We start from the raw sequence: 22,901 nt of genomic DNA, 5'->3' as shown, positions 1-22,901 counted from the left end.
CTTAATCATGTCAGACTATTGTCAATATTCGCCTCAGGCATAAATACGCGTTTTTAACGCTTCTCTGGCGCGCGACAGACGTGAACGCACGGTGCCGAGGGGAATATTCAGATGCTGGGCCACATCCTGATAACTGCCTTCTTCCTCCACCAGGATCGAGAGCATCGATTTAATATCCGGTGCCAGCGAATCAATCGAATCGAGGGTATTTTGCAGCAATTGACGGTGCTCCGTCAGGTCGCACGGGTCGTTCTCCAGCAGCAGGTCGGCGGTGATCTCATCGTCCAGACACTCCAGCAGCCCGACGCTGTGCTGGCTCTTGTAGTAATTGCGAATCAGATTAACCGCAATACCAAACACCCAGGTTTCCGGACGTGATGCGCCCATAAATTTATGGCGATTACGCAACACTTCGAGGCAGGTCATTTGCAGAATATCTTCCCCGTCCTCAGGATTGGCAATTCGCTTTCGAATGAAATTGAGCAGCTTTTTATTATGCGTGAGAAAAACCTCGTCCCAGTTCACATTTAACGCAACATCATTTGCAAATTGAGTTTCTGCGATATCAGGGGTCATGGTGCTGAACATTATTTTCTCTCCGGTGGATGTCATCGTGACCTCCATGACATAGCAAGGGCTGTGCCAGCAGCGGAGCAGCAGATAATTCGCTGTTTTGCGTACTTTTTAATTCCCCTCCAGGACTTATCTGAGACAATTTTTGTTTTCGCCGCAGGATCGCGAATGCAATTAATTGCATTTTGCCGCTGCGATATATTTTCCCTGCACCTCCTTCTTGCTGGGTGCGCAAAATGGCGCTGCCGTTCCTGAAATATTTCATCGGGATTTTTTTACTTTTTCTGGAACCGCGAGGCCGCCGCCGACACTGAATGGGGGTGATGACCAACGAGGAGTTCCGGCGATGATAAAAATGCAACACGCGCTACTGGTGCCGCTGGCGTTAAAAGCGCTGCACAAAAGTAGCGAACAGTCTGCTGCTAAAAATGCCGCTCACTCCCCGGATAACGTCCGTACCCGCGCCGAAACCCTGAACGATTCGCTGGAAGAGATTGGTGTGATGTTCAGCGAGAAGATGGAGCGCAAGAATAAAGCGCTCAACCGCCGTAGCCTGCAGAGCAACCTGCTGCGCAACAAGAACGCCATCGGCAAAATCGACGAGCTGACGCACCTGTTTGAACTGCTGGACAACAACGATCAGCGCCGCACCGAAGAGCAGCTCGGCCAGCTGCGCGACCTGCTGAGCCAGTCACCGCCGCCGGACAGCGAGGCGCTGCTTGAGAAAGCGGGCGGCGACCCGGCACGCTGCAACGTGCTGCTGCGTATTCTGGAGCAGCAGGCGCATGCGGCGGGGGATGATTCCCTGGTGCAGGCGCTCAGCGGGCGCCTGCACCAGCTGCAGCTCACTCACGGTAACATCATCCGCGCCGGCACCAACACCGCTGCCGCCATTGCTGAACACACCCGCGATCCGCAGCACAAGCAGTCGCTGCGTAATCTCTATTACGACACCATCGTTGATCAGCAATCCGCCGTGATGATGCTCGACATGCTGCTTGAGCAGGTGGAGTCGCGTCATCTGCTGCCAAAGCTGCGCACGCTGCAACGGGCGCTGGCAGACGACATCGCTGCGCTGGCCCCCTCCATCAGCATAGGTGCGCTGGTACGCATTCAGCGCGGGCTGCGCGATGCGGCACAGATCAGCCAGTCCCTTGCTGACAGTAGCGCCTTTATCAAGCGTATGAAAAGCAAACTGCCGGAAGTAGCGATGACCGGTCTGGATCTGACGCGCCGCGCCTTGCAGATCAGCTACAGCGGGGCATACCAGAGTGACTATCAGCACCTGGCGGAGGACATCGTCGGGGAACACACCCGGCATCTGCCGCTGTTTTACGCCGGGCTGTTTCCACTGATGCATGGATTACCGCCGTCGCTGTGGCAGGAGCCGGACAGCCGTAAAAACGCGCTGACGCTGCTGCGCAGCATTATCAGCGATGTATCAAAAGCCGAGACGCAGGCCAACATGCGTAAAGACGTTTAATTCCGCACCCGACGAGGCCCTGGCGATGAATGCCCTTTTTCAGATCCTGAACCGTATAGCCATCAGCGCAATGCAACGCTCCGAAGTGGTCGGGGCTGCGTTTGCTATGGCGCTGGTGTTTATGCTGATCATCCCGCTGCCGCTGGCGCTGATTGACGTGCTGATTGCGGTTAACATCTGCCTGTCATCGCTGCTGGTAGTGCTGGCGATGTACCTGCCGAAACCGCTGGCGTTCTCCACCTTCCCGGCAGTGCTGCTGCTGACCACCATGTTCCGCCTCGCGCTCTCTATCTCCACCACGCGCCAGATCCTCATCCAGCAGGATGCCGGGCACGTGGTGGCTGCATTCGGCAACTTCGTAGTGGGCGGCAACCTGGCGGTGGGGATGGTGATGTTCTTAATCCTCACGGTGGTGAACTTCCTTGTGATCACCAAAGGCTCGGAGAGGGTGGCCGAAGTGGCGGCGCGCTTCACGCTGGATGCCATGCCGGGTAAACAGATGTCCATCGACAGCGACCTGCGGGCCGGGATGATTGACGTCTGGCAGGCGAAGACCCGCCGCAGCGAGCTGGCGAAAGAGAGCCAGCTGTTCGGGGCGATGGACGGGGCGATGAAGTTTGTGAAGGGCGATGCCATCGCCGGGCTGGTGATCCTGTTTATCAACCTCATCGGCGGCTTCAGCATCGGCGTGTTGCAGCTCGGCATGCCCGCCGGGGACGCGATGCACGTCTACTCCATTCTCACCATCGGTGACGGACTGATTGCCCAGATCCCGGCGCTGCTGATCTCCCTGACTGCCGGGATGATCATCACCCGCGTCTCCTCGGATAACGAGCAGTCGGTGGATAACAACATTGGCCGTGAGATCGCCGAGCAGCTCACCAGCCAGCCCAAAGCCTGGCTGCTCTCCTCCTTCGGAATGGTGGGCTTTGCGTTGCTGCCAGGGATGCCGACCGGCGTGTTCCTGGTGCTGGCCGCGCTGACCATGATCAGCGGCGGTTTCCAGATCTGGCGCGCCCGTCAGGAGCTACAGCTGGCGCAGCCGCAGATGGAGAACGAAGTGGTGCCGCCGGAGCTGAACGGCAAAGAAGATCTGCGCCAGTTCAATCCGACGCGGCCATACCTGATTAACTTCCCCTCATCCTGTCGCGGCAAGCCGGAAACCCTGGAGCTGGTGCAGGAGATCCGCCGGCTGCGCAACCGCATCGTCTATCACTTCGGGTTTACGCTCCCGGCCTTTGATATTGAATTTGTCGATCACCAGCCGGAAAACGAGTTTCGCTTCTCGGTGTATGAGATCCCGAAAGTGGTGGGCACCTTTAACGTGCCGATGCTGGCCGTGAAGCGCAGCTGGCTGGAGAGCATTCCCGAGGCCCAGCGCGAAGGCATCGTGGAGGGTGAGGAACTGCGCCGCGAGGCGGACCTTATCTGGCTGCCGGCGGAGCATCCGCTGCTGGAGAACGACGACGTTGAACGCTGGAGCGCCCGTGAACTGCTGGTGAAGCGCATGGAAAACGCCATCCACGCCAGCAGCCCGCACTTTATCGGCCTGCAGGAGACGCGGGCGCTGGTCTCCTGGCTGGAAGCCGAACAGCCGGAGCTGTCTCAGGAGTTGCAGCGCGTGATGCCGGTGTCGCGCTTCTCGGCGGTGCTGCAAAAGCTGGTGGCGGAACGTATTCCGCTGCGCTCGGTGCGCGCCATCGCCGAAGCGCTGATCGAGCACGGTCAGCACGAACGCGACATTCATCTGCTCACCGACCTGGTGCGTATCTCAATGAAAAACCATCTCTGCTATCAGTATGCCCGGGTTGACGGCCTGCATGTCTGGCTCATCACCCCGGAGCTGGAAGAGCAGCTGCGCGACGCCCTGCGCCAGACCCAGAACGACATCTTCTTTGCCCTGGCGCAGGAGCAGGTTTCCGCCATTCTGCAGGAAGTGGGTCAGGCCTTCCCGGTGGACAACGATCAGCGCGCGGTGCTGCTGGTAGCCCAGGATCTGCGCAGCCCGCTGCGCGCGCTGATCCAGGAGGAGTTCCACTATGTTCCGGTGCTCTCCTTTGCGGAGCTGCAACCTAATCTCGCGGTTAACGTGCTGGGTCGCCTCGACCTTGACCCGGCCGTTTACTCACTTACCACCTGGGAGAGTTAATGATGTTCGAGCTGCGCGTGCTGTCCGGCCTTCATTTAGGCGCGGCGTTGCCACTCTTTGGCGACAGTTGGGTACTGGGCCAGTCCGGGGATGCGGACCTGCTGTTGAGTGACGAAGGCATAGGGGCTGCAATGTGGCGGTTACACCGTCACGAATCCGGATGGGCGCTTGAGCAGCCGGGCGGCGAGCAACACGCGCTTGCCAGCGGCACGCCGTTTGCCGTGGGCCCGGTATGGCTGGCAGTCGCCGATGCCGACACGCCCTGGACACCCTTTGTAGCGCCGGTGCAGCAGGCCGCCGCCAGCGTTGCGGCGCCCGCGCCCGCGCCAGCCCCGGCACCGCGCAAGAGCCTGTTTACCCGCACCATGCGGGTGGCGATGGTGAGCATGATGCTGCTGCTGACCTTTACCGTGGTGAGCTGGATTTTGCAGCCGACCGTGGCGCAAACCCAGGTGGTGTCCGGCCCCGGCAGAATGCTCAACGTCAGCGACGTCAAAGCCCCGCTGTTAAAGATGCTGCGCGAGCGCGATCTCGGCAGCGCCGTGGCGGTGATCGTTCACGAAAAATCCGTTGAGCTGAAAGGCAAGCTGAGCGACGCCCAGATGGAAATCTTCAATCGCATGATGGGCCGCTTCAATGACGAATTTAAAACAGCGGTGCCGGTGGTGAATAAAGTGGAGCCGCTGAAAGTGGAGCTGCCGTTCCGCATCGTGCAGATCACCACCGGATCGCGCGCCAACATCGTTACCGATGATGGTCAGCGGCTGTTTATTGGTGATGAGGTAGACGAGCTGCGCCTGGTATCCATTACCGGCAATCAGATTGAGTTCAGCGGCCGGGAAAATATCAAGGTGAGCTGGTGATGACTGACGCGCTCAACGGCTGGTTCGAACAGCAGCGTCAGCGGCTGGCGGCGGTGTCGCCGGTAAAAGCCTGGGGGCGCATCACCGGTATCAGCGGCATTTTGCTGGAGAGCAGTCTGCCCCAGGCGCGCATCGGCGATCTGTGCCAGGTGGTGCGCGACGACGGCAGCAGCGTGCTGGCCGAAGTGGTGGGATTTAACCCGCAGCATACGCTGCTGTCGGCGCTGGGGCAGCTGGACGGTATCGCCCAGGGCGCACGCGTGATCCCGCTGCGCCTGCCGCACAGCATTGTGGTGTCCGAGGCGCTGCTGGGTAGCGTGCTCGACGGCTTCGGGCGACCGCTGAGCGACGAAGGCGTGGGCGCGTTCGCCATGCCGGGGACCGTCAGCGATGCCGTGAGCGTGCTGGGCGACGCCCCGGCACCTACCGATCGCCCGCGCATCGACACGCCGCTGCCGACCGGGATTCGCGCCATTGACGGCCTGTTAACCATTGGCACCGGGCAGCGCGTCGGCGTCTTTGCCGGGGCAGGCTGCGGAAAGACCACGCTGCTGGCCGAGATGGCGCGCAACACGCCGTGCGACGTGATTGTGTTTGGCCTTATCGGCGAGCGCGGACGCGAACTGCGCGAGTTTCTCGATCATGAGCTGGATGAGGAGCTGCGCCGCCGCACGGTGCTGATCTGCGCCACCTCGGACCGCAGCAGCATGGAGCGCGCTCGCGCCGCTTTTACCGCCACCGCCATCGCCGAAGCCTGGCGCGACCAGGGGAAAAGCGTGCTGCTGATCCTCGATTCTCTGACCCGTTTTGCCCGCGCCCAGCGTGAAATCGGCCTCGCGCTCGGCGAGCCGCCGGGACGCGGCGGGCTGCCACCCTCGGTATATACGCTGCTGCCGACGCTGCTGGAGCGGGCCGGGCAGACCTCACGCGGGGCCATTACCGCACTCTATTCGGTGCTGATTGAGGCCGACTCGATGAATGACCCGGTAGCCGATGAAGTGCGCTCGCTGATCGACGGTCATATCGTGCTGACCCGCAAACTGGCGGAGCGCGGCCACTATCCGGCCATTGACGTGCTGGCGAGCCTCAGCCGCACCATGAGTAACGTCGCCACCCGGGAACACATCGGTAATGCGGTGCAGGTGCGTCGCATGATGGCGGCCTGGCAGCAGGTGGAGATGCTGATCCGCCTCGGCGAGTACCAGGCGGGTCATGATGCCATGACCGACGCGGCGGTCGACGCCCAGGATGCGATTAACGGCTATCTGCAACAGGCGATGCATGAACCCACACCCTATGACGACACGCTGCAACATCTTTCGGAGGTAAGCCGCTATGCGCCGACATCGTAATCCGGACGACGATCTGGTGGTGGAAGAGACCGGTATCGAGCTGCAGAAAGCCTTTGCGCTGTTACTCCCAATCCGCCGCCAGCGCCTGCGACGCAGCGAGCGCCAGCAGCGCCAGGCGGAGCAGGCATTGCGTGACACCGTCACGCAGGGCGAACGCATTGAACGCGCGCTGGGGGAGCAGCAGACGCACTATCTGGCGCTACGCGAGGCCTTTGTCGACCGCCATATGGAGGGGACGCAGAAACAGGAGCGCCTGATGCAGGGGCTGAACCAGGAGCGCAGCGCCTGTGAAGCGGTAGCCGGACACAAAAACGCGCTGACCCAGTGCCAGCATCAGCAGCGCCAGCGTGCGGAATACCTTGAGCAGGCGCAGCGCGAAACCCAGGCCCGGCAGCGCGATCTGGAGAAGCTGGAGTACATGATTCAGGAAAGCGAGGTGCTGCGATGAGCGCATTACCCCAGGCCCGCGATACGGGCAAACAGACAACCTCTCAGCCACAGCGGGCGCAGGCACCCGTGCGCGAACGCCAGACTAACAGCAGCGATGCCGCCGCGCCGGATCGTAAAGCGAAGGGCGCACCGGTACGTCAGGATGCTTCCCTGTTTGACGCGCTGCTCGGCCAGCCCGAGACCGGCCTGATGCCGACCGGCGTACCGCTGACTGCCAGTGCGTATCCGTGGCTGCAACCACCGGCCACCCAGGACACCGGGCAGGTGGCCTCGCCGGCGCGGGTCTGGCAGCAGATTGAGCCGCCGCTATGCGGCATGGTGGAGAAGCAACCTCCTGGCGCGGTGGCGATGACGCTGCTGCTGCCGAAGCTGGGGGAAGTGGATGCCCGGCTGAGCGCGACGGGAAACGGCAACGGCTGGGATATCAACCTGCGTTTTGCTCCGCAGGCGCTGTTAATGATGGCTCCGCATCAGGAGCGCTGCCGGGAATCGCTGCGCCGTCGTCTGGCCTGCCAGGTGCGGCTGCGCTTTGAACAACGCGGAGGCCAGGCATGAATACCCTGGCGCTGCGCAGGCTGTCGCGCAGCGAAGTGCGGCTGCGACAGAAGGTGGGCGCGGGCTGGTTTTACCCGCTCGCCGATGATGAAACCCTGGGTGGGCTGACGCTGCGCCTCGGGGAGCCCGACGCCGCGCCGGCGACAGCCCTGCGCACCGGAGCCGGTACGCTGTGGCTGAGCGAGGCGGAGACGGTGTGCGGTGTCCTGTCGCGCTGCCCGACCGTCATCACCCCCGGCACAGAGCAGGCATGGTACTGGCCACTGTGGAACCACTACCTGATCGCCGGGGCGCGGACGCTGTTTGGCACGCTGGAGCCGGATGTGCAGGCGCAACCGGACGCCGGGCTGGTGTGGCTCAGCCTTGAGATTGAACTGGGCGAGGCGCGAGCCGCAAGCCGGGTGGGCGTGGAGGCCGCCACGCTGGAGCGGCTGCTGGCCCAACCTGGCTGGGTGGCGCTGCGGGCGGAGGGCGTGGAGGAGATGGCGCTGCGCCTCCCGCTGAACCTCGGGTCGCTCACTTTACCGCTGGCGCAGCTGCGCGCGCTGCGTCCTGACGATGTGGTGCTTCCCACCCGCTGCGGGTTTTTACCCAGTGGCGAAGGGGAAGTGCAGCTGGGCGGCGTGCGCATTCAGGGTGCGCTGCAGGGAGACGCCGGACATAGCGGCCACTTTTATATTACCGATTTGGAGATAACCGACGTGAATGAAACCCCCGAAGATTATGCAATGGACGGCGTGCCGAACCCGGAAGAGGCTCACACGACAGAAACCAATACATCGGCCTTTGATCCGCTGCCGCTGGCCCTGACGCTGCGTTGCGGCCACCTCAGGCTGACGCTGGGTGAAATCAGCCGCCTGAGTGTGGGATCGACCCTGATGGTCGATCACGTAGTGCCGGGTGAGGCGCTGCTATGTCACGGCGAGTATCCGCTGGCGAAAGGCGAACTGGTGGACGTTGAGGGGCGGCTCGGACTGCAAATCACCCATATGCTGCCGGATGCTGCCAGCCCACTGGGACGCGACAGGTAAGCCGCTATGGAAATGGGACCGCTGAACCCGATTATGCTGGCGCTGTTTCTTGGCGCCCTGACGCTGCTGCCGATGCTGCTGATCATCTGTACCAGCTTTCTTAAGCTCTCCATGGTGTTGCAGCTGACCCGTAACGCCATGGGGGTGCAGCAGGTGCCGCCGACGATGGCGCTCAACGGCATCGCCCTGGCCGCCACGCTGTTCATCATGGCCCCAGTGTTCAGCGACATCACCGACCGGGTAAAGACGCTGCCCATTGATTTCAGCTCGATGGAGCGGCTGGAGTACACCCTGGGTAACGGCATTGAACCGCTGAAAAAATTCATGACCCGCAATACCGACCCGGACATTCTGGTGCATCTTCAGGAGAACACCCACCGCATGTGGCCGGAGGAGATGGCGCGCACGGTGCAGCCGGACAACATGCTGCTGGCGATCCCGGCGTTCGTGCTGTCCGAGCTGCAGAGCGGTTTCAAAATCGGCTTTCTTATCTTCATTCCGTTCATCGTGGTGGATCTGATTGTCTCCAACGTGCTGCTGGCGCTGGGGATGCAGATGGTATCGCCGATGACCGTCTCGCTGCCGCTGAAAATTCTGCTGTTCGTGCTGGTCAGCGGCTGGACGCGGCTGCTCGACGGCCTGTTTTACAGTTACCTGTGAGGACAAGATGGATATTCTGACGCTGTTTCGCCAGGGGATGCTGCTGGTGGTGATCCTCTCCGCGCCGCCGCTGATCGTCGCGGTGCTGGTAGGGATCGTGATTTCTCTGTTGCAGGCCGCGATGCAGCTTCAGGACCAGACGCTGCCGTTCTGCATCAAGCTGGTGGCCGTCGGGGTAACGCTGGCGCTCAGCGGGCGCTGGGTGGGGGTTGAGCTGATGCAGCTCGCCCAGACCGCCTTTGCCATGATGTCCACGGTTAACGCCTGATGCTGCTCGGCGCGCCGCTTACCGACCTGTTTCACAGCATCCTGGCGCTGGCGCTGGGGATGGCGCGCATCTTTCCCTGCCTGCTGCTGACCCCGGTATTTAACTTCAGCGTGGTTAAAGGGGTGATGCGCGCCGCTATCGTGGTCGCGCTGTCGCTGTTTATCGCCCCGACCATCAAAGTGGAGATCGATGCCCTCGAACCGGACATGCTGCTGCTCGCCGGGCTGGTGATGAAGGAGCTGGTGATCGGCTGCCTGATAGGCCTGCTGCTGGCGATGCCGTTCTGGCTGTTTGAATCGGTGGGCGGGCTGTTCGATAACCAGCGCGGGGCGCTGATGGGCGGGCAGATTAACCCTCAACTTGGCCCGGACGTCACGCCGCTCGGCAAACTGATGCAGCAGTCGATCATCCTGTTGCTGATCATCGGCCTCGGCTTATCCACCATCACCCAGATCATCTGGGACAGCTACCACCTCTGGCGCGCCACCGAGTGGATGCCGTTCCCCTCGGAAGCCGGTTTCCAGGTGTATCTCAGGCTGCTGGGCAAAACCTTTACCGACATGGTGCTCTACGCCGGGCCGCTGGTGGCGATTATGCTGCTGATGGATTTCGCTATCGGCATCATGAGTATCTACAGCCCGCAGCTGCAGGCCACCGCCCTGACCATACCGGTGAAGTGCCTGCTCGGAATGCTGTTCTTTATCCTCTATCTGCCGTTGCTTAACCACCTTGCCGGCGAACGGCTGTATGAGCTGAAGGATCTGATCCACATCCTGCCGCATCTGGTGGAAGCAAAGGGGGTGACGCCGTGAGCGAAAAAACCGAAGACGCCACGCCCCAGAAACTTCAGGAGTCGCGAAAGAAGGGGCAGGTCAGCCAGAGCCAGGATATTCCCAAGCTGTTGATCTGCATCGGCGTACTGGAGGCGATCTTCGCGCTGGTGGATACCGGGATGCAGCGGATGCAGGCGATGATGCTGCTGCCGCTGACCCGGCTGCGCGACCCCTTCGACCACGCGATGGAAGAGGTGATCGCCGACTCCTTTGTGGTGTTTCTGGTGCTGGTCGGGCTTGTGTGTGCCATTGGCCTGGTGCTGCGCATCATCGGCGGCTGGGTGCAGTTCGGGCCGCTGTTCGCGGTGGAGGCGCTGGTTCCCAATTTAGATGCCCTGAACCCGGTGAATCAGTTTAAGAACATGTTCTCCGCTCGCCAGTTTACCCAGCTGCTCACCAGCGTGTTCAAGGCCATCATCATCGGCATTATCGTCTGGCTGGCGATAGAGCCGGAGATCCCCGGTCTGGCCCAGCTGGCGCTCGGCACCCTCGACGGCTTCTGGCAGGGGGTGATGGCCCTGTTCGTCAAGGTGACGCGACGGGTGCTGATGGTGATGCTGGCCCTGAGCCTGCTCGATTTTGGCATCCAGAAGTACTTCTTCCTCAAGCAACAGCGAATGAGTCACGACGACATCAAGAACGAGTTCAAGCAGAGCGAAGGCGACCCGCACATGAAGGGCCACCGTCGCCAGGTGGCGCACGAGATCCTGAATGAAGAGCCGCAGCCTCAGCGCCAGATCGCGCTGGAGGAGGCCGACGTGCTGCTGGTTAACCCGACGCACTTCGCGGTCGGGCTGTATTACCGCCCGGGAGAGACGCCGCTGCCGCGTCTGATGTTTAAGGCCAGCGATGAAGAAGCGCGCACCCTGATCGAAGAGGCGCAGCGCAAGCGTATGCCGGTGATCCGCTACATCTGGCTGACCCGCACCCTGTATCGCACCACCCGAGAGGGGGCGTACATCCCGCGTGAAACCCTCACCGCCGTGGCGCAGGTCTATCGCCTGCTGCGCGAGCTGGAGGACCACTATCTCGATGAGGTGATCGAAATTCGTGACGAGTAGCCGGAAAGCTGGGGATAACAGGTGTTTACCGGCGCAGGTGACAGGCTATGAGCGAAATCAGGGAAAGAATCAATGATGAAATAAACACGTTAAGAAAATACAGATGGAGTCACATAATGTGTCTTTTTCCGACTGCAACGACGGTTTACAGCTAAAAATAAAGGGGTATTATCGGCGATGTAATATACAGGGAGAACAAAAATGGATGCTGTGCTACTTGATATAATGCGCTCAGACAGGAATAAGAATTGGGCGGAAACAATGGTTAATCTTGAGGCCAGAAAGCTTATTAACTAACGATGAAAATTGTTGGGTATGGCGTAAAAGCAAAGGTCATCTTCGACCTTTTGGCCACAGAGAATAACTGAACCTAACTCCGATTTATTCTTCTATAACGCCAGGATTTATAGGCTAGCACCGGTGGTTGTATAAATATTGCAACCGCAATACCGCAAAGTAGCCCGACAGAGCCAGCGAAAAGGCTTTCGGCTGAACCAAACAGAACCAGCAAAACGAAAACCACAAGGCAACCAGCTACGACAAAAATTGCTATGACAAAGCGATTAGCCAGGTCCTGGATGGTATCATCAACAGAACCACCGTAATTTTCGGTATTATTTTTAATTTTCTGAATATCGATGCTGCTGAAACCTGATGCCAACAGATTAGCGTCGTTCACTTTCATAGCATTCCACCTTTTATCCTTAAAATGTAGATACTCTCCGCAGCAAGTATACATAAAAATTCCGGGCAAAGCCGGAGGGCCACGATCTCGATGAGGTGATAGAAATTCGTGACGAGTAGCCGGAAATTTGCCGATAATGAAAGTTTACCGGCAACAGGCGACGAGCTATGAGCGAGATTACTATCTATCACAATCCAGAATGTGGCACCTCACGCAATACCCTGGCGTTAATTCGCAACAGCGGCGTGGAGCCGCGGGTGGTGCTGTATCTGGAAAATCCCCCGTCGCGCGTCGAGCTTTCCGGGCTGATCACCCGCATGGGGATTACCGTGCGGGAGCTGCTGCGCACTAACACCGAACCCTATGAGCATCTCGGGCTGGATAATCCGGCCATCAGCGATGACGAACTGCTGGATGCCATGCTGGCGTATCCCATTCTTATCAACCGGCCGATTGTAGTCACACCAAACGGAACCGCGCTGTGCCGGCCTTCGGAGCGGGTGCTGGATATTCTGCCGGATGCGCAGCGTGGGGAGTTCACCAAAGAGGACGGGGAGAAGGTGATCGACAGGGACGGCAACCGGGTTAGCTGATACCCGGTTACGCGTCGATCAGCGGCCTGACAGGGTATCGAGCAGCAGGTCGCGTGCCTCACGGGCCTGCTGGATAAACGCCTCAAGCAGCGGGGCGAACGTCACCTCGTTCAGGGCGCTGACCGGCTGCTGATGACACAGGCGGATCTGGTTATCTTCGTCCAGCGCCAGCCAGCAGCCGCGCATGGCGTTCATTTCAAAGTTAAGGGTCATCATTAGCCGCCACGCGGCAGGCTCTGACTCGTAGCGGTGCATATCCAGCAGCTGGCAGTGCAGCAGCAGGGCGTCGCCCTGGGGCGGCATCTCCAGCACCAGCGCTTCCTGGCCCTGTTCGTCGTACAGGGCGCAAACGCCGTTATCGAGCGTCAGCGTGGCCCCGGTGCGCGGGGCGAAGCCGGACAGCAGCTGTTGGATGCGGGTCTGATCGGGCGTCATCTCATTTTTCTCCTTCAAAATTCAGGGTGGCGCACCTTACAGCACGCCGCGTTTATCCTGTACTTCTGCGCTGGTCAGGGCATTCACCACTGCCTGGCTGGCGTCGGCAATCTCGCCCTCAAGGGTAAAGGCATTCGGCGTGCGCTGGTCTGCGCCATAGCTGAAGTTAATCTTACCGAGGTTACGCGCAATGCTGACGCTCGCCTGGCTGGACGCGCCGGCAACCAGCAGCGGCAGGTTAAAGCCTTCCTGTTTGGTATCGGTCTCGGTAAAGCTGATCGACTTGACGCGCATCTGGCTACGATCCTTCAGCAGCGCCTGAATATCTTCCGGACGCGTCTGGTGATCGAGCCACTGCTGCTGCATGCGGTAGCGGGTATCGTCCACAAACTCCAGTGTCACCGAGGCCTGCGTGTTACGGTTCTTCTGCAGCTCGCGCACCACCTCCTTCAGCATCGGTTTTTCCGCCATAAAGCGGGAGATGGCTGCGGCGTTGCTCTCCGGCAGTTCAGAGGCGAACAGGCTGTGGATCACGTGCATCAGGTTGTCGTGGTCGATCTTATGCAGGTTGTTGTAGGTAGACTGATATTCGGCACTGTTCAGGGCATGGCTGCGCAGCGCGGCCGCTTTCTGCTGCACCTCCAGCTGGCGCGCCGCGTTAAGCACCGCGTATTGCGCATTGTTGGTCGGGGTCATCGCCAGCAGGGTCGGCAGCAGCTTATCCAGCTTCATGTTCACCGCCTCTTTCTCGGGTTTGAGGAAGGTGGAAAACTTCTCGCTGTTTTTCTTTGGTGCTTCAGGGGTTTTATTGGCCGGGGTGTCCATGATCGCTTTCGGCCCGCCGCGCGCGGCGATCTCTGCAATCTCTTCCGCCTGTTCCGCGGCCGCGTTATCCTCCTTCAGCAATTTCTCGTACGCTTTACGTTCCGTCGCGCTGAGCGGACGCAGCGTGTGACTGGTGGCGCGATCGCGCAGGCTCTGCTCCTTCAGCGCTTTCAGTTCGGGCGTCAGAGAAGGCAGATCCTCTTTCGGCGGCTTGTCGGCGTCTTTCAGCTCCTGGAGCAGGGCGTTTATCTTCGGCTCATCAAACCCGGATTCCACCTGTTCGATCAGCTTGTCGAGCTGCTTCTTCGCCACCGGCTCGGCGCGGCCAATATCGAGGCTCATGCTCTGCTTAGTGCGGTTATCGATGCTGGCCTGAATGTTGGTGCTGTTGATGCCGAATACCGGAATTCGCGTGGTCTGCGGCCCGCCGGTCGTGACCCCCACGCCGCCCATGATCCCGGCCCCGACGCTGACGCTGTTCAGCATGCGCAGGCGGTTATCGCTCTGTGCGCTGGTGGAACCGATGCTGCTGCGGGTGACGTTGCGCTCGCGCTGGGCCGAGGCAAGATTCGCTGCCGCCTGGACGCTGACATTGGCGCGCACCAGCGCCCGGTTTTTGGTGGGATCGCTCTGGCTGGTCGGCAGGTTAAGCCCGCCGCCCGCCATCGCCATCGCGGTGGCATCGACGTTGAAGGTGAGGATGGTGCCGTTCTTCACCCGGTGGCTGACGCCGCTCTCCAGCAGGCTGGCGGGGTCCAGTTGGCCGCTGGTGAGCTTCTCAAGAAACTCCTGCAGGTTAGCTTCGCTCACCGTAAAGCTGACGCTGTTCTGCATCTGTCGCTGAAGCGCCAGGGCGATAATGCCGTTTAACCGCGCCGAGGGGGTAATGCTGCGGTTGTTACCCAGATCGGCTTTGATCTGGCCCGGGTTGGGTGCCTGGCTGAGCGGATTCCAGCCCACCGCGCCAAATGCCGTGCCGGTGCCGCCGCCGTTGCGGCTGAAGGTGACGGTGATACCGCTGTCGCTGCGGGCGAAGCTGGCATTATAGGCGCGATCGAGGTTACCGCGCACCCCCGGAACACCGATGATCTCCCCGCCGGGGATCACCGACAGGGTGAGCATTCCGCCATAGTTGCGGCCAAAGCCCATGTTCTCGCCGGACTCCAGCGAGGAGATGGTGCGAAACATACGCTCGGTCATCTGCTCCTGGGTGCTGGCTTTCATCACGGTACGGGTGGTGACATTCACCCCGTGATGCGGTTTGCTGAACGCGTTGGTCATGGTACGGATGGCGTCATAGCAGGCTTCCAGCTGCTTATTGTTGACGAAGCCCATGCTGGTGGCCTTCTGAATCGGATCGTCGCCGTAGTCCTCATCTCGCAGCACGCGAAACGCCTCTTTCGCCGTATTGATACGCGACAGGTTGACCGGGCTTTCAGCGGCGGCACTCTCCATCTCATCTACCAGCTCGTGCAGCGCTTTCATGGTCAGGCCGTCAAGGATCAGACGCGATTTCGTCAGGCCCATATCATCATGGGGATCGCGCTGGCGACCCATCGGTGCCTGGGCTTTCTGGTGATGCACCACCACGCCTTTTTGCTCCAGCGCGTGCATCAGCTGCGGACTGCCCTGGCCCGCAGAGAGCGGGTAGTGGGCATGGAAGCGCGCCAGATCCTGCACCAGGTTCTCTTTGTCGCTGTACGGGTTCATCGACTGCGTCAGCGCTTTACGCCGGGAAGGCTCAAACTGCGTCTTCACGCTACCGTCTCCCTCCAGCGCGCCTGAATGCTGGCCAAGCAGCGTTGCCTGATGACGGGCGCTGTCGGCAACGTTCTCACAGAAGGCGTTCACGTGCTCCATAAAGCCACGGTCAAACGGGCCATTTTCGAGCGCTTTCAGCCGATCCGCCAGCGGGGTGAGCGGCGCTGCGGGCGGAGCGGCAAGGGCGGTTTTCATCTGCTGATGCAGCGTGTTCTGGTACTGATACTGATCCTCCAGCTCGGCGCGGCCTTTCCAGCTGTGTACCGCGCTGCGCCAGACGGTTTTGGTCGGGCGCGGGGCGCGGGAGAAATCCACATCCAGCACGTGCGCGCGCAGGCGATCGCGCAGTCCGCTGTTAACGTGGTTACCGTCGCGCCCGGTCATACCCATCAGGTTCACTTCGCCCTTCAGGGTCATACCGTGAACGTTGACGCTTTTCGAGGCTTCATCGAGTCGCTCCAGCGCTTTCTCTACCCGGCGACGGTGGGATTTGGCTTCCAGCTTGGTGTCGGGATCGTACTCAGGCTGCACCAGCCAACGGTTGTGGCTGGCAATCTGCTGCGCATTCTGGTTGGTGACCGCCGCGCTGCCGCTCGCCTCAGCCGCATCGCTGCCGGTGGCGTTGTTGTCCACCACGGTGGCCCCGAGCCGCATCCCGGCCAGCTGCAGACTGGCGCTGCGTCCGGCCTTGTCAGAGACCATCAGACCGCCGCCCGCCATATTATGCAGGTGCTCAATCTCGCCCAGCTCCGGGGGCAGATCCACCGGCTGCCAGCTGGCGTTGGGGCGGGTGCCCGGCGCGGCCTGCCAGTCCTCCTTCGGCATGGTGTAGAGCTTGCCCTGTTTATCCAGCACGTAGAGGTTCTGTTTCTGGTCGCAGGTGATATCCACCAGTTCGTTACCTTCCCCGGTTGCCGCCAGGGTATTGGCCGTGCTGGCATCAACGTGCGGAAGATGATTGCCGATACCCGCTTTGGTCAGGGTCTGCATCATCTTCGCTGGCTGGCGGCTGTCGGCCTGATTCTGGTGGTACTGGATCTCATTCTTGTCGCTGATGGCCGCCAGCTTCTGGGCATCCACCGGGGCGATGGCGCGGGGTTTGTTGTCCTGGCTGAAGCCGGGCAGGGGCAGGTCGGCGGTGACGCTGCTTTTCATCTGGCGCATCACAAACTGGTTGTTAACCCCGCCAATCTTGTCGCTCTTCAGGCTGACTTTCACCCGCGCCGGTAGCCCGTCGTCGTTGATGATGTACGCCTGACCATCCTGACCACGTTTCAGGCTGGTGGCGCTCTCCGACGAGGCTTCCCAGCGCCCGGAGTTCTTGTTCATCACGTAAATCTTGCCCTCGTGCAGCATCATCTGCCCGAGACGCCCGAGGTCCACCACATCCTGCGGCAGCGGGCGCGGCTGTAACAGCCCTTCATGGTGATCCATTACCAGACTTTCGCTGAGGTTCCACTGCGGGCGGAACTGCCCCTGCTGGTCGAGGGCGCAGACGTGGCGCTGGTCGCTGGCGTCTTTCACCACCGCGAGCAGTCTGCCGCTGCCGTGATTGAGGAAGCTGTCGAGGGTGAAGCTCTCGCCGAGATAGCCCGTCAGTTCAGCGGTGCGTTCGCTGGCGGCGGTCAGTGACATCTGCTTGTCACCGGCCTGCGGCAGCGGGCCGGTAAACAGCTTGCCGTTGCTGTCGATGGCAAACACCTGGTCATCGTGAATGGTCATACCGCGGGAGTGAAAATCAACGCTGGCCCCGCTGGCATCGGTGGTTTTCAGCGCCAGCGGGAAGTGGCGAGACTTGTCATCCCCGAGACGCGTCAGGAACATCACCGACTGCTTATTGGTCTTTTCATTGGTCAACGTCACCAGGGTTTCACCGCGCTGGCTGGTGCAGTAGCCTGCGATTTTATCGTCGAACTTCTTCGATTTTTCGCCGGTGGAGAGGTTATGCAGGGTCTTTTTATCGTGAATGGCGTACAGGGTTTCGTCCGCCTGCTTTGTCAGCTTGCTGTAGCTCTTCTCTTCGTTCTCATCCACCTCATCCCAGTGCATGGCGCGTTCGTCGAGGCGATAGAGCCTGCCGCCGTGCTCGCGGATATGTTCGCTCACCGTTTCGGTGATGGCACCTTTCTCACCCTGTTCGCGATCGTGGGCGAAGATCCCGGTCAGGGCAGCATGGACCGCTGCGTCGGGCAGCAGCACGGTGCGCTGGACCGCCGGCCCTCCCGTCAGCCGCGCCGGGGCGCGTACCGTCGCGGTGCCGGCGTTGTGTAACTGGATCTTCACATCCGAGCGTGAGGTCAGGGTTTTCAGGCCGAGCTTGTCCTGGGCGCGATCGAGGCGCGACGGCTCCGCCTGCTTCCAGCTCTCCATCGGCACGCTCTGGGTCAGACCGACAAACGCGGTTTTCGACCCCTGCAGGCTGAACAGCCGTCCGTGGGTATCCATCAGCAGATGCTGGCTGTTGCTGCTGTTCGCCTGGTGTGCCTGCCAGGTATGCTGCGGGCGCGCCACGGTTTCGTTAAGGATATTGCGCAGGTTCTCCGATACCGCATCGGTGACGTTCAGCTTGCCGCGCGCATCCAGCGCCAGGCTGGCGATCTGCGGACGCAGCCGGGTATGGTGCTCAGCGGTGTCGCGTCTGGCCGCATCAAATGCCACCTGCTGGGTAGCATTCAGCTCGCTGCGCTTCAGTTCGGCGTACTGCTCTTCCTTGATGGTGGCCAGATTCGGCGGCTGCGCCAGCTTTTTACGCGCGGCGGCGCTGCCTTGCGGGCCTGGGGGGTCGCGTTCGGGTTCACTCTCGCGCATCGGCTGCTTACCGCGCGCTTTCTCGCTCATTGGCGGGGCGGCCGGTGGGGATTCAGGCTGTTCTGCAGGAGAGGAGGCGGTGGGCCTGTCGGGCGGGATGGTGCGTACGGTGTTCTGGTATGTCTGGAAAGCGAGATCGATGGCGTTGGCGGCGAGATCGGCGTGCGATCGGCGCTCCGGTGAGGCGGTGCGCGTATTCGGCGGCGTCGGCGGGGTGGACGGTCGCCTGCTGAGGGTAGCCGGATCGCGGTCCCTGGCGCTGGCGCGGGTAAAACCTGAGGTATCCGGGGCGGCGTCGCGCGGCGGCAGGTTGGTCGAGGGTACCCGGCTCGGCTCACCCGGCGTGCGGCCCTGGGCGCTGCTGCGGGTAAAGCGGCTGCTCTCTGCCTGGGGCGGCGTCTGCGGGCGCGGGGAGGGGGTGCGTTCCCGGTGCAGCTTATCGCGCAGGCGCGTCAGGCTCTGACGCAGGCTTTTCCCGCTGCGGGCGGTGGTGCTGGCCGCTCCCTGCTGGAGCGGTGTTGCAGCGGCGCTGGCAGCGCCCTGAGACGGTAGCGACCCGCCCGCCGCGTGACGGGCGCGAGCCGGAAGCTGGCGCAGCGGAATAGACTGCCCAGCCTGGGCTCCGGTCTGAATTTTACGGCTGGCGCTGAGACTGGCTAACAACGGTATCTTGATTACCATAACTGTTCCTCACTGCCATAGCGGGGTTAATGATCCACGGGAACCTGGGTGTAGTCCCAGGGGCCGTTGCGTAACTCCGGCTGCCACCAGATGGTCAGCCGGTGCAGATCAGAGGTCGGACGGCAGCTCATCTCAAGGCAGCCGGTGGTTTTGGGGGCGCAGGCGCTGAGTAACAGCGCCGCGAGAGGTAACACCAGAACGCGGCGAAACATACATTCTCCTTAACGACTCAGTAAGCGGCCTGACGAGGACGACGGGGTCACGGCACCGCCGGACGCCGACAGCAGCGAGACGCGGGACGGACGCGCCGGGCCGTTTGGCTCAAAGGCGACAAAGACTTCTGCCGATTCACCCGGATTAAGGGTCGGGCGCGGCCAGACGGCGACGGCCAGCGTGCGATCGCTGCGGCAGGCGGCTTCATCGAAGCGCTGCGCTTTGGTGCTGTTATTGGTGATCACCCCAACGGTCAGCTGTACCGAGGCGTTGCCGTACCACTGATGGCGGCGGTAGTCGTTGGTAAAGGTAGAGGGGATCAGACACAGCGAGCTCAGCGTCTGGCCGCTGCCGCCGGCGGTCATGCCAGTGGGAATTCGGTTGCGTGCCAGGTCGCGCATCGCGTCTTCCACCACCTGTTTCATATCGGTGAACTTATGCCGCTGGCTCACTTCGTTCATGGCGCTGTCGAGCTGCTCGCGCGACTCGGCGGCGATATAGCGCGACGGATCGACCTGGTCGCCTATCAGGTGCGGAGTGATGATAAACAGCCGCTCGCGCTGGGAGGTTTCATGCCGGGTGGAGGTAAAGAGTTTGCCGATCAGCGGAATGCTGCCGAGGATCGGCACGCGGCGCTCGCGATCGCCACTCTCTTTGGTGTGGAAGCCGCCCATCACCAGCGAACGGCGCGCCTGAACCATCGCCTGGGTGCTGATCACCCCGTTGGTGGTGCCATCCGCTTCGCCGTCATCGTTCTTGCTCAGCTTCCCGTCTTCAACATCGACAATCAGCTGGATGGCGGACTGCGGGGTATCGTTGATGGCGCGCGGGGTGACGCGCAGGCTGGTTCCCGCTGTGACCGACTGGATATCCGCCACGCGCTCGCCGATGGCGCGAATGAAGGCCGTATCGCTGAAGTCGATCACCGCTGGCTGGTTCTCCAGCGTCAGAATCGACGGGTTAGCGATGATCGATGCGGTGCCTTCGCCTTCCATCGCTTCAATATTGGCGAAGAAACGCTGGAAGTCGGTGACGAACAGCGTGCTGGCCCCGGCGAGCATGTTCGTGGCGCCGGTGACGTTGCCGAACTGGCCGCCGAGGGCGCTGGAGAGGCGCTGCATCTCACTGCGGTCGATGTCCACGATCACGGCATCAATTTCAATCAGCTTCTGCGGTACGTCGATGGCGCTGATCAGCGACTGGTAGGCGGCGCGGAATTTCGGGTTATCGCGCACCAGCAGCATGTTGTTACGCACGTCCGCCGACACCTTACCGGCCAGTGCACTGCCCACGCCGGAGGGCTGATGCTGCGACTTTGAGGTGCCGCGGCTGATCATCTGATTAAGGATGTTCTGCGACTGTTCGCGCATCGAGGAGTAGGTGTTCTCGCTCTCGCCCTGGGATGCCGACATGCCGCTGGCGGTATTGCTGTTCGCCTGGCCCAGCAGCTCGTTGAGCATGGTCGCCACGCCCGGCACCAGCAGGGTCTGATCGCGGTATTTAATGGTGCGATCCGCCACCGCCGCGTATTTGAGCGGGAAGGCCATCATCTCTTTATCATCCGACTTCGGTTTCTCTTCGGATTTGCGGGTGAAGTCGGCGATCAGGCGCACGTACTCCGGCGGGCCGGTGACCAGCACCACGCCCTCATCCGGCAGTTCACCCCAGCCGAAACGGGGTTCCAGCAGGCCGACGCCGCGCAGCGCTTCTTTGATGTCCGGCGCGGCGTCAGGGGAGATCTCCAGCCGCTGCGAGGTCTGTTCTGACTGCGGGCTGACGTAAAGGGTATTGTTGTAAACGAACCACTGGAAGCGGTACTCCAGCGCCAGGCGGTTGAGAAACGCCTCCGGGCTGTCGGCGCGCAGTTTACCGGTGACGTTGCTGTCGCCGAGGGTGCCGAGATTAATCTCGACCCCAAAACTGCTGGCAAAATCTTCAAGGATGATGCTAATCGGGGTGTTGTCCGCCGAATAGGCATAGGCCCCATTTTTCCACTCGTCCGGCACGCGGGCCGTTGCACTGCCGATGCTGAGCATCAGCACAATAACTGCCGCCCACAGGCGGCATATCACAGGAAACTTCAACACGCCTCACTCCTTGCTGCCAGAGATGGCTGAGACTCAGTTAATGGCATCAATGATGGCCTTGCGGATCCCGAACTTAAACTGGGTGTACTGCGAACTGGCCCAGCCGGCGTTGGACATATCCAGCAGCTGGTTCTGGAAGGCATACATATCCGCCACGCTGTAAGACTCGCCGGACATCTCTTTGGCGAACTGATACGCCTCGTGATGGGTGCGGGAATAGTGTGTTGATAGCTGACGCTGAAACAGATCGTTGGAACTCATGACAAAACCTCCTCGCGTTAAACACCTCCTTATGTGGAGCGCAACGCGGTCTGGTTCCCGTCAGGCGTGATTTTTTTACAGCGCCCCTTCAGACTCCCGCGTGAGCTGGGCGCAGAGGGCAGACCAGCTCACCACCAGCTCACCGCGTTCGGTGACCAGGCGCAGGGTATCCGGCTCCAGAAGATCGTCCCCGCACAGCGTCCAGCGCAGCTGCGGCTGCTGTGCCAGCCAGCCGCTGATGGCCTGTTCACGATCAAGGGCGCAATAGAGCGTGGCGCTTTGCTGGCGCGGATGGTGACGCAGCAGCTGGCGCAGCAGGGCGTGGAAGCGTTTCTCCTCCCCGGTGTCATCCAGCAGCTGTTGCAGCGCCTCGTTGAGCAGGCGATCGGCGAGCAGCAGAAGCTGACTTTCATCCTGCTGGCGCTGCTGATGCCAGTCTGAGAGCAGTTCATCCGCCTGCTGCCAGAACTGCGCTTCGGCGTGCAGGCGCTGTTGCGCCAGTTCGGCTTCGGCCTGTTCCCGTGCGGCGCTGATGATCGCTTCTGCCCGTTCATGCGCCCGGGCAAGGATCTCCTGCGCGTTCTGATGCTGCGCGAGGACGTCTCGCGCCAGCACCGGACCCTCCGGCATGCTGCCGTCCAGCAGGGTAATGGACTTAAGTTTCCACATCCGCAACCTCCTGAGGTGTCGGCTGGCGCTGCACCTGCCACAATGCGGCTTCCCACAGCGGGCGCAGATGACGCACCGGGATGATCGGGGCGTCAGCGCTGAGCGACGCGCTCAGTTCATGGGGAAACAGCACCCGCAACCGCGGCCAGAGATCGGGCCACAGCGCCTGCAGCAGCTGCAGGCTGCCGCAGCAGGCGCCTGAGTGAAACAGCCCGTCCGGCAACCAGCGCTCCGGCTGTAACCCCTTCGCCACCCGCCGCGCCCAGATCTTCAGCGCGGCGGGCAGCGCGGTTTGCGCACCGCCGATCTCCGCGACCAGCAGCAGCAGCGACATACGCTGCGCGACGGGCAGGGCGCTGAGGGTCAGGGCCAGCGGTTGCGGCTCGCCCAGCGGCGTGGGGGGAATAGCCAGAGCGCTGTGGATCAGCGACGGGCGCTGGGTCAGCAGATAACGCTGGGCGTCGGGGGGCAGGGCCAGAGGCAGCAGCGGATGCCAGCTCTCATCGGCCTGAAGCCAGTAGCCGTACTGCCACCAGGTGAGCCATTCGAGCCGCAGCGGGTTCTCAGCATCAATCTGTTCCATGCGTTATTTACCCTGTTGCACA

At 61.4% G+C, this 22,901-nt stretch carries 22 protein-coding genes and 1 pseudogene; 13 read left to right on the top strand and 10 right to left on the bottom strand.

The features are described from left to right. Positions 1–33: 33 nt before the first annotated feature. The gene (locus ET34_RS0116315; protein WP_051640565.1) at positions 34–576 is read right to left on the bottom strand and encodes an RNA polymerase sigma factor; all 543 of its coding nucleotides are present in this window, start codon (positions 574–576) and stop codon (positions 34–36) included. Next, on the bottom strand, positions 566–904 hold the full coding sequence (locus ET34_RS22595) for a hypothetical protein (RefSeq protein ID WP_152548408.1): 339 nt from the start codon (positions 902–904) through the stop codon (positions 566–568). Before ET34_RS22595 ends, ET34_RS0116315 begins: the two co-directional genes overlap by 11 nt. 15 nt (positions 905–919) lie before the next feature. Between ET34_RS22595 and sctW the strand changes: the two genes are divergently transcribed. The 12 genes and pseudogenes from sctW to ET34_RS23255 form a co-directional block, all read left to right on the top strand. Beyond that, complete coding sequence (gene sctW / locus ET34_RS0116310; RefSeq protein WP_031523842.1) at positions 920–2,056, top strand: type III secretion system gatekeeper subunit SctW; 1,137 nt, start codon at positions 920–922, stop codon at positions 2,054–2,056. 25 nt (positions 2,057–2,081) lie between these two features. Further along, the gene (sctV, locus tag ET34_RS0116305; RefSeq protein WP_031523840.1) at positions 2,082–4,205 is read left to right on the top strand and encodes a type III secretion system export apparatus subunit SctV; all 2,124 of its coding nucleotides are present in this window, start codon (positions 2,082–2,084) and stop codon (positions 4,203–4,205) included. Then, entirely contained in the window at positions 4,205–5,068 is an 864-nt protein-coding gene (locus ET34_RS0116300; protein ID WP_236633881.1) for an FHA domain-containing protein, read from the top strand. Before sctV ends, ET34_RS0116300 begins: the two co-directional genes overlap by 1 nt. Then, on the top strand, positions 5,068–6,420 hold the full coding sequence (gene sctN / locus ET34_RS0116295) for a type III secretion system ATPase SctN (RefSeq protein WP_031523837.1): 1,353 nt from the start codon (positions 5,068–5,070) through the stop codon (positions 6,418–6,420). The genes ET34_RS0116300 and sctN overlap by 1 nt, the downstream gene beginning before the upstream one ends. Then, on the top strand, positions 6,404–6,868 hold the full coding sequence (locus ET34_RS0116290) for a hypothetical protein (protein WP_031523835.1): 465 nt from the start codon (positions 6,404–6,406) through the stop codon (positions 6,866–6,868). Before sctN ends, ET34_RS0116290 begins: the two co-directional genes overlap by 17 nt. Next, entirely contained in the window at positions 6,865–7,425 is a 561-nt protein-coding gene (locus tag ET34_RS21315; protein ID WP_051640562.1) for a type III secretion system HrpP C-terminal domain-containing protein, read from the top strand. The genes ET34_RS0116290 and ET34_RS21315 overlap by 4 nt, the downstream gene beginning before the upstream one ends. Continuing rightward, positions 7,422–8,456, top strand: coding sequence for a FliM/FliN family flagellar motor switch protein (locus tag ET34_RS0116280; RefSeq protein ID WP_031523832.1), 1,035 nt, complete (start codon positions 7,422–7,424; stop codon positions 8,454–8,456). The genes ET34_RS21315 and ET34_RS0116280 overlap by 4 nt, the downstream gene beginning before the upstream one ends. A gap of 6 nt (positions 8,457–8,462) precedes the next feature. Next, the gene (sctR, locus tag ET34_RS0116275; RefSeq protein ID WP_031523830.1) at positions 8,463–9,116 is read left to right on the top strand and encodes a type III secretion system export apparatus subunit SctR; all 654 of its coding nucleotides are present in this window, start codon (positions 8,463–8,465) and stop codon (positions 9,114–9,116) included. A gap of 7 nt (positions 9,117–9,123) precedes the next feature. Next, positions 9,124–9,384, top strand: a complete 261-nt coding sequence (sctS, locus tag ET34_RS0116270) for a type III secretion system export apparatus subunit SctS (protein WP_031523828.1) — start codon at positions 9,124–9,126, stop codon at positions 9,382–9,384. Next, a complete protein-coding gene (gene sctT, locus ET34_RS0116265) occupies positions 9,384–10,196 on the top strand; it encodes a type III secretion system export apparatus subunit SctT (protein WP_031523826.1) in 813 nt (270 codons plus the stop codon). The genes sctS and sctT overlap by 1 nt, the downstream gene beginning before the upstream one ends. Then, positions 10,193–11,278 (top strand): type III secretion system export apparatus subunit SctU, encoded by a 1,086-nt coding sequence (gene sctU, locus ET34_RS0116260; protein ID WP_031523824.1) that lies wholly within the window; start codon positions 10,193–10,195, stop codon positions 11,276–11,278. The genes sctT and sctU overlap by 4 nt, the downstream gene beginning before the upstream one ends. A gap of 293 nt (positions 11,279–11,571) precedes the next feature. Beyond that, positions 11,572–11,646, top strand: a pseudogene (locus ET34_RS23255) (DUF4225 domain-containing protein); the annotation flags it as partial. A 2-nt stretch (positions 11,647–11,648) separates the two neighbouring features. Here the strand turns inward: ET34_RS23255 and ET34_RS0116250 are convergent. Then, on the bottom strand, positions 11,649–11,963 hold the full coding sequence (locus ET34_RS0116250; protein ID WP_031523823.1) for a hypothetical protein: 315 nt from the start codon (positions 11,961–11,963) through the stop codon (positions 11,649–11,651). 167 nt (positions 11,964–12,130) lie between these two features. Between ET34_RS0116250 and arsC the strand changes: the two genes are divergently transcribed. Then, positions 12,131–12,556: an arsenate reductase (glutaredoxin) gene (arsC, locus tag ET34_RS0116245; RefSeq protein WP_031523821.1), complete on the top strand. Its 426-nt coding sequence runs from the start codon at positions 12,131–12,133 to the stop codon at positions 12,554–12,556. An 18-nt stretch (positions 12,557–12,574) separates the two neighbouring features. On the opposite strand, the gene ET34_RS0116240 is transcribed toward arsC, so the two are convergent. From ET34_RS0116240 to ET34_RS0116210, 7 genes are all read right to left on the bottom strand, one after another. Beyond that, a complete protein-coding gene (locus ET34_RS0116240; RefSeq protein ID WP_031523820.1) occupies positions 12,575–12,991 on the bottom strand; it encodes a type III secretion system chaperone in 417 nt (138 codons plus the stop codon). Between the two features lie 36 nt (positions 12,992–13,027). Then, positions 13,028–19,066, bottom strand: coding sequence for an AvrE-family type 3 secretion system effector (locus tag ET34_RS0116235; protein WP_031523818.1), 6,039 nt, complete (start codon positions 19,064–19,066; stop codon positions 13,028–13,030). Between the two features lie 26 nt (positions 19,067–19,092). Then, the gene (gene hrpT / locus ET34_RS0116230; protein ID WP_031523816.1) at positions 19,093–19,278 is read right to left on the bottom strand and encodes an HrpT family type III secretion system protein; all 186 of its coding nucleotides are present in this window, start codon (positions 19,276–19,278) and stop codon (positions 19,093–19,095) included. Between the two features lie 9 nt (positions 19,279–19,287). Further along, positions 19,288–21,315 (bottom strand): type III secretion system outer membrane ring subunit SctC, encoded by a 2,028-nt coding sequence (gene sctC, locus ET34_RS0116225; protein ID WP_051640564.1) that lies wholly within the window; start codon positions 21,313–21,315, stop codon positions 19,288–19,290. An 84-nt stretch (positions 21,316–21,399) separates the two neighbouring features. Next, on the bottom strand, positions 21,400–21,627 hold the full coding sequence (locus ET34_RS0116220; protein ID WP_024550871.1) for a hypothetical protein: 228 nt from the start codon (positions 21,625–21,627) through the stop codon (positions 21,400–21,402). Positions 21,628–21,702: 75 nt separating this feature from the next. Beyond that, positions 21,703–22,296: a type III secretion system stator protein SctL gene (sctL, locus tag ET34_RS0116215; RefSeq protein WP_031523812.1), complete on the bottom strand. Its 594-nt coding sequence runs from the start codon at positions 22,294–22,296 to the stop codon at positions 21,703–21,705. After that, on the bottom strand, positions 22,283–22,879 hold the full coding sequence (locus ET34_RS0116210) for a hypothetical protein (RefSeq protein ID WP_031523811.1): 597 nt from the start codon (positions 22,877–22,879) through the stop codon (positions 22,283–22,285). The genes sctL and ET34_RS0116210 overlap by 14 nt, the downstream gene beginning before the upstream one ends. Positions 22,880–22,901 lie beyond the last annotated feature (22 nt).

Source organism: Siccibacter colletis (assembly GCF_000696575.1).
Classification (GTDB): domain Bacteria; phylum Pseudomonadota; class Gammaproteobacteria; order Enterobacterales; family Enterobacteriaceae; genus Siccibacter; species Siccibacter colletis.
The sequence above is the reverse complement of the archived record's forward strand: the minus strand, read 5'-3'. Positions and strand labels throughout refer to the sequence as shown.